The organism is Streptomyces sp. CBMA123 (assembly GCF_014596465.1).
Classification (GTDB): Bacteria; Actinomycetota; Actinomycetes; order Streptomycetales; family Streptomycetaceae; genus Kitasatospora.
In genome coordinates, this window is sequence record NZ_MECK01000626.1 from 1 (window position 1) to 14,534 (window position 14,534).

The window sequence follows — 14,534 nt, forward strand, 5'->3', positions numbered from 1 at the left end:
GTACGGCGCGGGCGTCGCGGCGGCCGTCGAGCGGCTGCGCGGCGGGGAGTTGAGCAAGGTGGTGCTGGCCCGCACGCTGGAACTGAGCAGCGACCGGCCGCTCGACCTGCCGGCCGTCCTGCGGCGACTGGCCCGGCGCGACCCGGGCGGCTACACCTTCGCCGTGCCCGCCGGCGGCGGCCGCACCCTGATCGGCGCCAGCCCCGAACTCCTGCTCTCCCGGCGGGGAACGGCCGTCCTGGCCAACCCGCTGGCCGGCTCGGTGCCGCGCGGCGAGGACCTCGGCGAGGACGTGCGCCGCGCCGCCGCGCTGCTGGAATCGCCCAAGGACCTGCACGAGCACGCCGTCGTGGTGGACGCCATCCGCGCGGCGCTGGCACCGTACTGCCGCAGTCTGGAGGTGCCGGAGCGGCCCACCCTGGTGCGGACGGCCGCGATGTGGCACCTGGCCACCGCGATCAGCGGCGAGCTGGCCGATCCGACCGTCTCCGCACTGGAGTTGGCCTGTGCGCTGCACCCGACCCCGGCGGTCTGCGGGACGCCGACGGACGTCGCGCGCCGGGTGATCGGCGAGGTCGAGCCCTTCGACCGGGGCCTGTACACCGGCATGGTCGGCTGGGGTGACGAGACCGGCGACGGCGAGTGGGTGGTGACCATCCGCTGCGCGGAGGCGGACGAGCGGACGCTGCGGGTGTACGCCGGCGCCGGGGTGGTCGAGCAGTCCCGGCCGGAGGCCGAACTCGCCGAGACCAGCGCCAAGTTCCGCACCTTCCTGGACGCGGCGGGAGTGGCCCGGTGACCGCCCTGGACGACGTGCTGGACGGATTCACCCCGTACCCGGCCGAGTTCGCCGAACGCTACCGGGCCGCCGGCCACTGGCGCGGCGAGACCTTCGGGCGGATGCTGCGCGAGCGCGCCGCCGCACACGGCGAGCGGATCGCCGTCGTCGACCCGGGCGGCCACTCGGTCGCGGCGGGGGAGCGGCGCTGGACGTACGCCGAACTCGACCGCCGGGCCGACCGGATGGCCGCCGGGCTGCTCGCCCGGGGCGTCCGGGCCGGGGACCGGGTGGTGGTCCAACTGCCCAACGCCGCCGAGTTCTTCGAGGTGGTCTTCGCCCTGTTCCGGATCGGTGCGCTGCCGGTCTTCGCGCTGCCCGCGCACCGGTACGCGGAGATCTCGCACTTCTGCTCGTTCACGGGCGCGGTGGCGTACGTCGTCCCGGGCGTCGAGGGCGGCTTCGACCACCGCGAACTCGCCGGACGGGTACGGGCGGAGAACCCCGCGCTGCGGCTGGTGCTGGTGGCGGGCGAGGATCCGGGCGAGCACGTCCGGCTGGCCGACGTGCCCTGCGACGTGCCTGGCGACGTGCCCTGCGACGTGCCTTGTGACGGCGCCGGACCGGCACGCGAACCCGCGCCCGGGGACGTCGCCTTCCTCCAGCTCTCGGGCGGCAGCACCGGCGTGCCCAAGCTGATCCCGCGCACCCACGACGACTACATCTACTCGCTGCGCGGCTCGGTCGAGCTGTGCGCGCTGGACGGGCGCAGCGTCTACCTGTGCGTGCTGCCCGCCGCCCACAACTTCCCGCTCAGCTCGCCCGGTTCGCTCGGCACGCTGTACGCGGGCGGCCGGGTGGTGCTCTGCCCGCAGCCGAACCCGGAGACGGCCTTCCCGCTGATCGCCCGCGAGGGTGTGACCATCACCGGCCTGGTGCCGCCGCTCGCCCTGCTCTGGCTGGACGCCGCCGAACGCGGTGCCCGCGGCTACGAGAGCCTGGAGGTGCTGCTCGTCGGTGGCGCCAAGTTCAGCACGGAGGCGGCCCGCCGGGTGCGGCCGGTGCTGGGCTGCACGCTGCAGCAGGTGTTCGGGATGGCCGAGGGCCTGGTCAACTACACCCGGCTGGACGACCCGGAGGAGCTGATCACCACCACCCAGGGCCGGCCGATCTCGCCCGACGACGAGGTCCGGGTGGTGGACGACCGGGACCGCGACCTGCCCGACGGCACCACCGGGCACCTGCTCACCCGCGGCCCGTACACCATCCGCGGCTACTGGAACGCGCCCGGGCACAACGCCGACTCCTTCACCCCGGACGGGTTCTACCGCACCGGCGACCTGGTCCGCCGGCTCCCCGGCGGCCACCTGGTGGTCGAGGGCCGGGCCAAGGACCAGATCAACCGGGGCGGCGAGAAGGTCGCCGCCGAGGAGATCGAGAACCACCTGCTCGCCCACCCGGCCGTGCACGACGCGGCGGTGGTGTCGATGCCCGACCCGTACCTGGGCGAGCGGACCTGCGCGTACGTGGTGATCCGCGCCGAACACCGTGAACGGCCGCCGAAGGGCGTCGAGTTGAAGCGCTTCGTCCGGCAGTGCGGCCTGGCCGACTACAAGGTGCCGGACCGGGTGGAGTTCGTCGACGCCTTTCCCGCCACCGGGATCGGCAAGGTCAGAAAGAAGGACCTGCGCGCCGCCATCGCGACCTCCCTCACCCGTTCCTGAAACCCGCCGACAACCCCGCACACCCGAGGAGTCCGACCATCGTGGGCCTGCCCCGCATTCCCTCCTACCCGCTGCCCGCCGCCGAGGAACTGCCCGCCAACCGGGTCTCCTGGACGGTGGACCCGGCCCGCGCCGTCCTGCTGGTGCACGACCTGCAGAACCACTTCCTGGACGCGTTCCCCGGCGACGCCGCCCCGGTGCCCGAACTCCTCGACAACGTCGCCGGGTTGACCAAGGCGGCGGGCGCGAACGGCGTACCGGTCGTCTACTCGGCGCAGCGCGGCGGGCAGAGCCCGGCCGAACGCGGACTGCAACAGGACTTCTGGGGGCCGGGCATCCCCGACGACCCGCGCGCCACGGCGATCGCCCCGGCCGTCGCCCCCGCGCCGGGCGACACCGTGCTCACCAAGTGGAAGTACAGCGCCTTCGTACGCACCGAGTTGGAGCGGCTGCTGCGCGAACAGGGCCGGGACCAGCTGGTGATCACCGGGGTGTACGCCCACATCGGCGTGCAGGCCACCGCCTGCGACGCCTGGATGCGGGACGTCCAGGCCTTCGTGGTGGCCGACGCGACGGCCGACTTCGGGCCGGACGAGCACCGCGCGGCACTGGAGTGGATCGCCGGGCGGTGCGGGGTGGTCACCACCACCGGGGCCGTGCTGGGTGCGCTGGAAGGAACGCCGGCAGGGGCGTCGGCAGAGACGCAGGCAGGGACGTCGGAAGGGACGGGCGTGGGCTTCACCGTGGAGCGGATCCGGGCCGAGGTGGCCGACCTGCTCGGCGAGGACCCGGCGGACATCCCGCTGGACGAGGACCTGGCGGACTGGGGGCTGGACTCGATCCGGCTGATGACCCTCGCCGAGCGCTGGCGCGCCGAGGGCGCCGAGGTGGCGTTCGTACGGCTGGCGGAACGGCCGTCCGTCGAGGCCTGGGCCGAACTGCTGGGCGCGGCCTGATGGCGGCGGTCGTACGGGAGTCGGGCGCGGGGCGGTCGGACGCGGGGCGGTCGGGCGCGGGTCGGTCGGGCGAGGGCACCGCGTCAGCGACCCCGCCGGCGGCGGTCTCGGCGGAGGGGCTGGTCCTGGCTGACCCGGTGCGGTCCGGACCGGTGGCCGAGTACCCGGCCACCACGGTGGTGGGCCCGGTCGAGGCGCAGGCGGCCCGGACTCCGGACGCCCCGGCGCTGGTGCTCGCGGACGGCGGGGTGGTGACGTACCGGGAGCTGAACGGCTCGGCCAACCGGCTGGCGCGGGTACTGCTCCGGCAGGGCGCCCGGCCGGGAGCGATGGTCGGGCTGGCGCCCGCCCGCCGTCCGGAGGAGCTGTTGACGGCGCTGCTCGCGGTGGCCAAGTCGGGGGCGGCGTACCTGTCGCTGGACCCGGCGGACCCGCCCGGGCGGCGGGAGTGGCTGCTTGCCGAGAACGAGCTGGTCTGCGTACTGGGGGAGGGCGTGCCGGGGGCGGTGGCCGACCTCGACACCTCGGGTGAGCTGGACACCGACCCGCCGCGCGCGCTGACCCCGCAGCACCTGCTGTGCGTGGGGTACGGCCCGGGCGGGCGGCAGGCCGCCGTCCGGCTGACCCACAGTGAGGCGGACCGGCGGGTGCGCGAACTGCAGGCCGCCCACCCGCTCGGGCCGGGGGACCGGGTGCTGCAGCTGCGGCTGCCGCACTGGGGGTTCCTCTGGCCGCTGCGGACGGGGGCGGCCGTGGTGCTGACCGGCGAGTGCTGACCGATGGGTGACGAACGGTGGGTGACGAACGGTGGGTGACGGACGGCGAACAACTTTCAGCGGACAGATGATGAAATCCGTTCGCTGAAAGTTGTCAGCTGTCGTCCGTCATCCGTCATCCGTTGCCTGTCAGGTGTCCGTCCCCCCGGAGAGTCCTCCCGCCCAACCCGCCCCCGCCCGGTCCGCCGCCGTCCACGCCATCGCCACCGCGCCGTCCAGCAGGGCCCGTTCGGCCTCCGCCCCCACCGCCGCCGCCACGAACGCCGGCTCGTGCGGCGCGCAGGCGCCCCCGGTGATGTCCAGGACCGGATGGATCGAGGGCACCATGTGCGACACGTTCCCCATGTCCGTACAGGCGAAGGGCGCTCGCTCCACCGGCTCCGGCCGCCCCAGCGCCGCCGCGTTGGCCCGCCAGTACGCGAGCAGCGCCGGGTCGGAGCGCATGTCCAGGTAGTCCGGCTCGGGCCGGCTCAGCTCCACCGCGCATCCGGTGGCCAGTGCCCCGGCCCGGAAGCAGTCCTCGACCCGCGCCCGCAGCAGGGCGAGGTCCTCGGCCGCCGAGGCCCGGATCTCGTACTCGGCGCTCGCGCGGTCGGGGATCAGGTTCGGTGCCGTCCCGGCCGCCGTGGTGATGCCGTGCACCCGCCACTGCGGCGGGAGTTGCTGGCGCAGCAGTCCGAGTGCGACCTGCGCGACGGTGAGCGCGTCGGCGGCGTTGCGGCCCTCGTGCGGGTTGAGGCTCGGGTGGGCGGCGCGCCCGGTGTAGCGGACGGACAGCGTGCCGAGCGCGAAGGAACGGAAGTCGGCGACCTCGACCGGGCAGGGGTGGACCATCATCGCCGCGTCGACCCCGTCGAACGCCCCCGCCGCCAGCAGGAGCGCCTTGCCCGCCCCGCGCTCCTCGGCCGGTGCGCCGATCACCCGTACGGTGAGCCCGAGTTGATCGGCGTACGGAGCGAGCCCGAGCGCCGCGCCGAGACTCGCGGCGGCGATCAGGTTGTGTCCGCAGGCGTGTCCGAGGCCGGGCAGGGCGTCGTACTCGCAGACCAGCGCGACGGTGACCGGCCCGCTGCCGAGGCTCGCCGTGAAGGCGGTGGCCAGGCCGTGGGCCGGCGCGGCGACGGAGTAGCCGTGGGAGCGCAGCAGGTCGGCGCACCAGGCGGCCGCCCGGTGCTCCTCGAAGGCGGTCTCGGGGTGGGCGTGGATCCGGCGGCTGAGGGCGAGCAGCTCCGCCCGGTGTGCGTGGACGCGCTCGCGGACGGCCTGCTTGGTGGCGTCCGGGGGCGTGTCCGGGGGCGCAGCTGTGGCCGTGGCCGTCGTCGGCGTTCGGGGCATGGAGGCGTCTCCGGAGTGTCAGGGGTGCGGCCGCAGCGGGCCGTTGACCAGATCCAATGAAGTGAGGTTAGGCTAACCTAAGTCAGGCGTTCCGGATCCCCGAGGAGCTCTCCGCACCATGCCCGCCGTCGAAACGCAGCCCGCCGATCAGCAGCCCACCGGGGCCCCGACCGCCGACATCCCGCTGCTCGCCGCCCAGGCCGCCGTCTGGTACGCCCAGTCGCTGGACCCCGCCAGCCCGGCCTACAACACCGGCGACGCCGTCGAGATCACCGGACCGCTCGACGAGGACGCGTTCGCGGCGGCCCTGCGCCGGACGGTGGACGAGGCCGAGGCGCTCGGCGCGGTCGTGGTCACCGGCCCGGACGGCACCCCGTACCAGCGGTTGCGCCCCGCCGGCCCCCGCTGGCCGCTGCACCGCCTCGACCTGCGCGCCGCCCACGACCCGGACGCCGAGGCCGAGGCCTGGATGCGCGCCGACCTCGCCCGCCCGGCCGACCTCACCACCGGTCCGCTGTTCACCCAGGCCCTGATCCGGCTCACCGACGACCGCCGGCTCTGGTACCGCCGGATCCACCACCTCGCTGTCGACGCCTACGCGTTGACCCTCCTCGGCGACCGCGTCGCCGCCCGCTACACCGCCCACACCACCGGCACCGAACCGGGCCCCAGCCCCTTCGCCGGCCTCGCCGAAGCCGCCGCCGAGGAGGCCGCCTACCGCGCGGGCGGCGACTACGCGGCCGACCGCGCCCACTGGACAGCCCACCTCGCCGGCGCCGAGACCCCCGCGACCCTGCCCGGCCCCGCCGAGGACCCAGCCGCCGTGTCCGCCCCGCTGCGCCTCACCGCCACCCTGCCCGTCGGCACCCGCGAGCGCCTGGAGCGCGCCGCCGCTGCCGTCCGCGCCACCTGGGCCGAACTCCTTCTCGCCGCCACCGCCGGCTACCTGCACCGCCTGACCGGCACCGAGGACGTCGTGCTCGGACTGCCGCTCGCCAACCGCCGCGGCCCGGCCACCCTGCGCACGCCCGTCGCCACCGCCAACGTCCTCCCGCTACGCCTCGCCGTCCGCCCCGCCGACACCGCCGAGGACCTGCTGCGCCAGGTGGTCCGCGCCCTGCGCACCGCCCGCCGCCACCAGCGCTACCCCCTGGAGGACCTGCGCCGCGACCTCGGCCTGACCGGCGGGCGCCGCGCCCTGTTCGGCCCGATGGTCAACATCAAGGCCTTCGAGGCCGACCTCGACCTGGGCGGCCTGGCCGGTGTGGTCCGCAACCTCGCCGCCGGCCCCGTCGACGACCTCGCCGTGAACGTCTCACCCGGCCCCGACGGCGCCCTCCGGCTGGCGCTCGATGCCGACCCGGCCCGCCACGGCGCCGCCTCGCTCGCCATCCACCGTGACGGCCTGCTGCGCTACCTCGACGCCCTCGCCGAGCAGTTGCTCACCGACCCGCGGACCCCGATCGGCCGGATCGACCTGCTGGACGCTGACGCCCTGCGCCGCGCGACCGAGGGCCGTACCGAGCCGCCGGTCGAGCGGACGGTGCCCGAGCTGTTCTCCGCCCAGGCCGCCCGCACCCCGGACGCCGTCGCCGTCCGCTGCGGCCCGGCGGCCCTCACCTTCGCCGAACTGGAGCGCCGGTCCAACCGCCTCGCCCACCGACTGGCCGCCCTCGGCGTCCGGGCCGGCGCGCCGGTCGCGCTCGCCCTGCCGCGCAGCGCGGACACCCTGGTCGCGATGCTCGCCGTGCTCAAGGCCGGGGGCGCCTGCGTCAGCCTCGACCTGGCCCACCCCCGGCAGCGGCTCGCCGCCGTCCTGGCCGACGCCCGCCCGGTCTGCGCGGTCGGCACCCCCGGCGCGCTCGCCGCCCTGGACCTGCCGCCCGGCCTGCCCACCGTGCGGCCGCAGGACGCCGTGACCGGGCCGGAGGCCGTGACCGGGCCGGACGCCGTGACCGGGCCGGAGGCGGCGAACGAGCCGGACGCCGTGAACGAGCCGGACGCCCCCCTGTCGGCGCCCCGACTCCACGACGCCGCCTACGTGTTGCACACCTCGGGCTCCACCGGCCGCCCCAAGGGCGTGGTCGGCACCCACGCCTCGCTCGCCAACCTGCACGCCGGCCACGGTGAGGACCACATCGCCCCCGCCGTCCGCCGCACCGGCCGCGACCGGCTGCGCATCGCCCACAGCGCCTCGTTCGCCTTCGACGCCTCCTGGGACCCGGTGCTGTGGATGGTCCACGGCCACGAACTCCACCTGCTCGACGACGCCACGTACCGTGACCCGGCCGCGCTCGCCGCCCACCTCCACCACGAGCGCATCGACTACCTGGACCTCACCCCCTCCTACCTCGAAGTCCTGCTCGCCGAAGGCGTGTTGGACGAGGGGCGGCACCGCCCGTCGGTCCTCGCGGTCGGCGGCGAAGCGACCCCGCCCGCCCTCTGGCAGCGCCTGGCCGCCGTCCCCGGACTGCACCTGATCGACCTCTACGGCCCCACCGAGACCACCGTCGACGCCTACGCCTGGACCCCGGGCCCGGACGGCGCCCCGGTCGGCCGGGTGGTGCGCGGCTCCCGCGCCTACGTCCTGGACGGCTCGCTGCGCCCCGTGCCCGACGGCGTCACCGGCGAAATGTATGTGGCCGGCGCCTGCCTGGCCCGCGGCTACCTCGGCCGTCCCGACCTCACCGCCGAACGCTTCATCGCCGACCCCTTCGGGCCGCCCGGCGGCCGGATGTACCGCACCGGCGACCTCGCCCGCCGCCGCCCCGGTGGCACTTTGGAGTTCCTCGGCCGGGCCGACGACCAGGTGAAGATCCGCGGCTTCCGGATCGAGCCCGGTGAGATCGCCGCCGTCCTGGCCCAACTGCCGGGCGTCGCCCAGGCCGTGGTGATCGCCCGCCCCGGGCCGCAGGGCAAGCGACTGCTCGGCTACGTCGTCCCGGCCGTGGGTGGGCTGGCTGCCACCGGTGGCCACCCCGTCGCCGGTGACGCGCCCGACCCGGAGGCCCTGCGCGCCGCGCTCGCCGCCCGGCTGCCCGCCCACATGGTCCCGGCGGCCGTCCAGGTGCTGGACGAACTGCCGCGCACCACCCACGACAAGCTCGACCACGGCGCCCTCCCGGAGCCCGCCGCCACCGCCCGCGGCGCGGCAGCCGCCACCCCGCAGGAGGAACTGGTCTGCGGACTGTTCGCCGACGTCCTCGGCCTGCCCGAGGCACCTGGGCGGGAGGACTCCTTCTTCGACCTCGGCGGCCACTCCCTGCTCGCCGGCCGCCTGGCCGCCCGGCTGCGCGAGACCTTCGCCGCACCGGTCGCCTTCGCCGACGTGTTCCGCCACCCGACCCCGGCCGCTCTCGCCACCCTGCTCCAGGACGAACCGCAGGTCGAACGGCCCGAGCCCCGTCCGGCCCTGCTGCCCGTACCCCGCACCGAGCGCCTCCCGCTCTCGCCCGCCCAGCGCGGCCTCTGGTTCCTGCACCGGCTCGAAGGCCCCAGCCCCACCTACAACATCCCGCTCGCCCTCACCCTCACCGGCCCGCTCGACCGCGCCGCCCTCACCCTCGCCCTCGGCGACCTCGCCGCCCGCCACGAAGTCCTGCGCACCGTCTACGGCGAGGAACCGGACGGCATGCCGTTCCAGCGGATCACGCCCCCCGCTCCGGTCGAACTCCACGATGGTGCAGGGGAGATGGCCGACGCCGTCCGGTACGCCTTCGACCTCGCCGCCGAACCGCCGCTGCGCGCCACGCTGTTCACCCACGCGCCCGAGCGGCACACCCTGCTCCTGCTGCTCCACCACATCGCGGGCGACGGCGCCTCCACCACCCCGTTGCTGCGCGACCTCGCCGTCGCCTACACCGCCCGGCACGCCGGGCACGCGCCCGAACAGGAGCCACTGGCCGTCCAGTTCGCCGACCACGCGGCCTGGCAGCGGCGCCTGCTCGGCACCGTCGAAGCGCCCACCCCGCTCGCCGTACGGCAGACCGAGCACTGGCGCGCCGCCCTCGCCGGACAGCCCGACCAGCTGGACCTGCCCACCGACCGTCCGCGCCCGGCCGTGGCCGGTCACGACGGCGCCACCGTGCCCTTCGCGCTCGGCGCCGAGGCGCACGCCGCCCTCGCCGCGCTCGCCCGGGCCGCCGGCGGCACCGTCTTCATGGCCGTCCAGGCGGGCCTGGCCGCGCTGCTCAGCCGACACGGCTGCGGCACCGACATCCCCGTCGGCACGCCGCTGGCCGGCCGCGAGGAGGAGCAGACCGCCGCGCTCGTCGGCTACTTCGTCAACTCCGTGGTCCTGCGGAACGACGTCTCCGGCGACCCCGGCTTCCGCGAGCTGCTCCAGCGCGTGCGCGGCACCGTCCTGGCCGCGCACGAGCACGCCGACCTGCCCTTCGACCGGCTGGTCGAGGAGCTCAACCCGGCCCGCTCGCTCGCCCGGCACCCGCTGTTCCAGGTGATGCTCGCCTGGCAGAGCCGCGCCGACCGGCCCACCGCCCTGGGCGGCGGCCTGACCGCCGAGATCACCGCGATCCCCAGCGGTACCGCCAAGTTCGACCTCACCCTCAACGCGGGGGAGCTCCCCGGCGGCGGCATCGGCGGCTTCCTGGAGTACCGCACCGACCTCTTCGACGCCGCCACCGTGGCCGCGCTCGCGGACCGCCTCGCCCGACTGCTCACCGCCGCCGCCGGCGCCCCGGACACCCCGATCGGCCGGCTGCCGCTGGTCAGCGCGGAGGAGCGCCGCCGCGCCCTGATCGAGTGGAACCGCACCCCGGCCGACGCCGCGCGGACCGACACCCCGACCGCCGCGCCGGCCGCCACCCTGCCCGAGCTGTTCGAGGCGGCCGTCGCCGCCAACCCGTCCGCCACCGCCGTCAGTTGCGGGGACGTCCGGCTCGACTACACCGAACTCGCCGCCCGCGCCGATCGCCTGGCCCGGCTGCTGACCGCCCGCGGCATCGGCCCCGGCACCATCGTCGCCCTCGCCCTGCCCCGCTCGGTCGAACTGGTCGTCGCCCTGCTCGCGGTGGCCAAGTCCGGCGCCGCCTACCTCCCGCTCGACCCGGACTACCCGGTCGACCGCCTGGCCTACATGCTGGCCGATGCCACCCCCGCCGCCCTGCTCACCGACCGGTCCACCGCGCCCGGGCTGCCCGCCCACTCGGTGCCCCGACTCCTCGTCGACGGCGCGGAGCCGGCCGCCTTCCCGGCCACCCCGCTGGCCCAGCACGAACGCACCCGCCCGCTGCGCGCCGACGACACCGCCTACGTCATCTACACCTCCGGCTCCACCGGCCGACCCAAGGGCGTACCCGTCACCCACCGCAACGTGGCCCGGCTGTTCAGCTCCACCGACCACTGGTTCGGCTTCGGCGCCCAGGACGTCTGGACCCTCTTCCACTCCTACGCCTTCGACTTCTCGGTCTGGGAACTCTGGGGCGCCCTGCTGTACGGCGGCCGGCTGGTCGTCGTCCCGCACCTGGTCAGCCGCGACCCGGCCGCCTTCCTCGACCTGCTCGCCCGCGAACGCGTCACCGTGCTCAACCAGACGCCGTCCGCCTTCCACCAGCTCAGCGCCGCCGACCGGGACCGCCCTGGCGCCGAACTCGCCCTGCGCTACGTGGTGTTCGGCGGCGAGGCGCTCGAACTGGGCCGCCTCGCCGACTGGTACTCCCGCCACCCCCAGGACGCGCCCACCCTGGTCAACATGTACGGCATCACCGAGACCACCGTGCACGTCTCGTACATCGCCCTCGACCGGGCGAGCGCCGCCGCCACCAGCAGCAGCACCATCGGCGTCAACATCCCCGACCTGCGGATCTACGTCCTCGACCAGCACCTCCAGCCCGTCCCGCCCGGCGTCACCGGCGAGATGTACGTGGCCGGGGCCGGCCTGGCCCGCGGCTACCTCGGCCGCCCCGACCTCACCGCCACCCGCTTCGTCGCCGACCCGTTCGCCGAACTCTTCGGCGAGCGGGGCACCCGGATGTACCGCTCCGGTGACCTCGCCCGCCGCCGCGCGGACGGCGTGCTGGAGTACTTCGGCCGCGCCGACCAGCAGGTCAAACTGCGCGGCTTCCGGATCGAACTCGGCGAGATCGAGGCCGTGCTGGCCGCCCACCCGGCCGTCGCCGACGCCGCCGTGGTGGTCCGCGAGGACGCCCCCGGCGACCAGCGGCTGGTCGGCTACGTGGTGGGCACCGCCGGACCGGAGGCGCTCAGGGCCCACACCGCCGCCGGACTCCCCGCCCACATGGTGCCCTCCGCCGTGGTCCCGCTCGACCGGCTGCCGCTGACCGCCAACGGCAAGCTCGACCGCCGGGCCCTGCCCGCCCCCGACGCCCCCGCCGCCGGAGCCGGCCGCCCGCCGCGCAGCCCGCGCGAACAGCAGCTCTGCCAACTCTTCGCCGAAGTCCTGGGGTCGGCGACGGTCGGGGTCGAGGACGACTTCTTCGCGCTCGGCGGGCACTCCCTGCTGGTGGTCCGGCTGGCCGGCCGGATCCGCGAGGTGCTCGGCCTGGACGTCGGCATCGGCACCCTGTTCCAGGCGCCCAGCGTGGCCGCCCTCGACGCGGCCCTGTCCGACGGCGCCCGCGACGCCGACGCCCTGGACGTCCTGCTCCCGCTGCGGCCCACCGCCCCCGGACGGCACTCCCCGCTGTTCGCCGTCCACCCGGCGGGCGGCCTGAGCTGGTGCTACACCGGCCTGATCCGCCACCTCCCGGCCGAGGTGCCGATCTACGGCCTCCAGGCCCAGGGCGTCGGCGCCGCCACCGTCGGCGAGCCGCTGCCCGCCACCATGGAGGACCTGGCCGCGCACTACGCCGACCGGCTGCGCGAGGTCCAGCCCGAGGGCCCGTACCGGCTGCTCGGCTGGTCCACCGGCGGGATCATCGCCCACGCCGTGGCCGTCCGGCTCCAAGAGCTCGGCCAGCGCGTCGAGTTGCTCGCGATCCTGGACGCCTACCCGGCCGAGGGCTTCCGCGGACTGCCCGTCCCCGACCAGGCCGAGGCCCTGGAGGCACTGCTCACCATGGGCGGCTTCGGCCCCGCCGACCTCGACGGCCGGCCGCTCGAACTCGACGCCGTGATCGAGCTGTTGAGCCGCGAGGGCAGCCCGCTGGCCGGCCTCGACCGGGCCACCGTCACCGCGCTCAACGAGATCTACCTCAACACCAACCACCTGGTGCGCGGCTACGACCACCGCCGCTACGACGGCGACGTGCTGTTCTTCCGCGCCACCGTCGACACCGTCGACGACGCCCTGGTGCCCGGACTCTGGGCGCCCCACGTGTCCGGCCGGATCGACAGCACCGACGTGGCCTGCTCCCACAAGGACATGACCCTGCCCGCCCCGATCGCGCACATCGCGCGCGTGATCGCCGACCACCTGGAGAGGTCCTCCCATGAGTGACGCCCCCGCCAACCCCTTCGACGCCGACGGCGAGTTCCTGGCCCTCGTCAACGACCAGGGCCAGCACTCCCTGTGGCCCGCCTTCGCCGCCGTCCCGGCCGGCTGGGACGTCGCCCACGGCCCCTGCGGGCGCGCCGACGCACTGGCCTGGATCACCGCGAACTGGGCCGACCTGTGACCGCTCCGGCCGTCGAGTCCCCGGCGCGCCCCCTGCTCGCGGGGCGCGCCGCCGTGGTCGTCGTGTACACCGCCGCGATGTGCATGAACGGCCTGGACTCCACCATCGTCAACCCCGCCCTCTACCGCATCGCCGAGGACTTCGGCCGGCCCGTCCCGGCGGCCAACGCCGTCGAGACGGCCTTCCTGGTCGGCCTCGCCCTCGGCCTGCCGGTGGCCGGCTGGCTCGGCGACCGGTACGGCGTGAGACGGGTGTTCCTCGGCGCGCTCGCCGTCTTCACCCTCGCCTCCGCGCTGTGCGCCGCCGCCCCCGGCCTCGGCGCGCTGGCCACCGCCCGCGCCGTCCAGGGCGTGGCCGGCGGACTGCTCACCCCGGTCGGCATGACCCTGCTGTTCCGCGCCTTCGCACCGCGGGAACGCCCGCGCCTCGGCCGGATCCTGATCGTGCCGACCGCCCTGATGCCCGCCCTCGGGCCGCCGCTCGGCGGCTTCCTCACCGAACACCTGTCCTGGCACTGGCTGTTCCTGGTCAACCTGCCGATCGGGATCGCCGCCGTCACCATCGGCCTGATCGCGCTGCGGAGCGAGCCGGAACCCCCGGCCGGCCGCTTCGACACCCGCGGCTTCCTGCTCGCCACCCCCGGCCTCGGCCTGCTCACCTACGCCCTCGGCTTCGGCCCGGCCCACGGCTGGTCCGCACCGGCGGTCTGGCTCAGCGGGCTCACCGGAGCCGCCCTGCTCGGCCTCGCGGTACGGAACCAACTCCGCGCCCCCGAGCCGCTGGTGGACCTGCGACTGCTTGCCGACCGGTGCTACGGCGCGGCGGGCTGGCTCGCCCTGCTCACCTCGGCCGCACTGATGGGCGCCCTGTTCGTCCTCCCACTGCTCTACCAAGCCGCGCGCGGCGCAACGGCGTTGGACGCCGGACTGAGCGTCTTCCCGGAGGCGATCGGCCTGATGGCCGCCTCCCAGCTGGTCGACCGCCTGCTGCCCCGGCTCGGCCCGCGCCGCCTCGCCCTGCCCGCCCTCCTGCTGGCGGCGGCGGTCCTCGCCGCCCTCGGCTTCGCCGAGAACCCGTGGGCCGTACGGGCGTTGATGTTCGCCGTCGGGCTGGTACTGGGCGCCGCCGTGCTCACCGTCCAGATCGCCGGCTTCGCCGACGTCCCGCCCCCCGCCATGGGCCGGGCGATGGCCCTCTTCACCATCCTGCGCACCCTCGGCGGCGCCCTCGGCATCGCCGCCACCGCAGCCCTGATCGGCGCGCTCACCGACGGCCCCGACCCCACCCCCTACCGCCTGGCCCTCGCCCTCACCGGCCTCCTGGTCGCCGCCGGCTCCCCGCTGGCCCTCCGCCTCCCGCGCGCGGCCTGA

8 protein-coding genes and 1 pseudogene are annotated in these 14,534 nt (G+C 75.7%); 8 read left to right on the plus strand and 1 reads right to left on the minus strand.

Annotated features, from left to right (window positions below; genetic code table 11):
- The 5 genes and pseudogenes from BG452_RS42210 to BG452_RS42225 form a co-directional block, all read left to right on the plus strand.
- The coding region (locus BG452_RS42210; RefSeq protein WP_188309683.1) for an isochorismate synthase at positions 1 to 799 on the plus strand (799 nt) is incomplete at its 5' end.
- Positions 796 to 2,502 carry a (2,3-dihydroxybenzoyl)adenylate synthase gene (locus tag BG452_RS42215; RefSeq protein WP_317621500.1) on the plus strand — a complete coding sequence of 569 codons (1,707 nt, stop codon included), beginning with the start codon at positions 796 to 798 and terminating at the stop codon, positions 2,500 to 2,502. The genes BG452_RS42210 and BG452_RS42215, both read left to right, overlap by 4 nt.
- 41 nt (positions 2,503 to 2,543) lie before the next feature.
- Positions 2,544 to 3,161: pseudogene (locus tag BG452_RS46715) on the plus strand (isochorismatase family protein); the annotation flags it as partial.
- A gap of 84 nt (positions 3,162 to 3,245) precedes the next feature.
- A complete protein-coding gene (locus tag BG452_RS46720; protein ID WP_317621501.1) occupies positions 3,246 to 3,458 on the plus strand; it encodes a phosphopantetheine-binding protein in 213 nt (70 codons plus the stop codon).
- A 152-nt stretch (positions 3,459 to 3,610) separates the two neighbouring features.
- Positions 3,611 to 4,234, plus strand: a complete 624-nt coding sequence (locus tag BG452_RS42225; RefSeq protein WP_188309685.1) for an AMP-binding protein — start codon at positions 3,611 to 3,613, stop codon at positions 4,232 to 4,234.
- Positions 4,235 to 4,363: 129 nt separating this feature from the next.
- Here the strand turns inward: BG452_RS42225 and BG452_RS42230 are convergent, their stop codons facing one another.
- Entirely contained in the window at positions 4,364 to 5,569 is a 1,206-nt protein-coding gene (locus tag BG452_RS42230; protein WP_188309686.1) for an amidohydrolase, read from the minus strand.
- Between the two features lie 118 nt (positions 5,570 to 5,687).
- Between BG452_RS42230 and BG452_RS42235 the strand changes: the two genes are divergently transcribed.
- From BG452_RS42235 to BG452_RS42245, 3 genes are read left to right on the plus strand one after another with little or no spacing between them, the layout of a single operon-like run.
- On the plus strand, positions 5,688 to 12,986 hold the full coding sequence (locus tag BG452_RS42235; RefSeq protein ID WP_188309687.1) for an amino acid adenylation domain-containing protein: 7,299 nt from the start codon (positions 5,688 to 5,690) through the stop codon (positions 12,984 to 12,986).
- Positions 12,979 to 13,164, plus strand: coding sequence for an MbtH family protein (locus BG452_RS42240; RefSeq protein WP_188309688.1), 186 nt, complete (start codon positions 12,979 to 12,981; stop codon positions 13,162 to 13,164). Before BG452_RS42235 ends, BG452_RS42240 begins: the two co-directional genes overlap by 8 nt.
- Positions 13,161 to 14,534: a DHA2 family efflux MFS transporter permease subunit gene (locus BG452_RS42245; RefSeq protein WP_188309689.1), complete on the plus strand. Its 1,374-nt coding sequence runs from the start codon at positions 13,161 to 13,163 to the stop codon at positions 14,532 to 14,534. Before BG452_RS42240 ends, BG452_RS42245 begins: the two co-directional genes overlap by 4 nt.

What these genes read in the sequence shown, in the direction of transcription:
- BG452_RS42240 (WP_188309688.1), top strand. Translation starts at nt 12,979, where the DNA reads ATGAGTGACGCCCCCGCCAACCCCTTCGACGCCGACGGCGAGTTCCTG.
- BG452_RS42230 (WP_188309686.1), bottom strand. Translation starts at nt 5,569, where the DNA reads ATGCCCCGAACGCCGACGACGGCCACGGCCACAGCTGCGCCCCCGGAC.
- BG452_RS42235 (WP_188309687.1), top strand. Translation starts at nt 5,688, where the DNA reads ATGCCCGCCGTCGAAACGCAGCCCGCCGATCAGCAGCCCACCGGGGCC.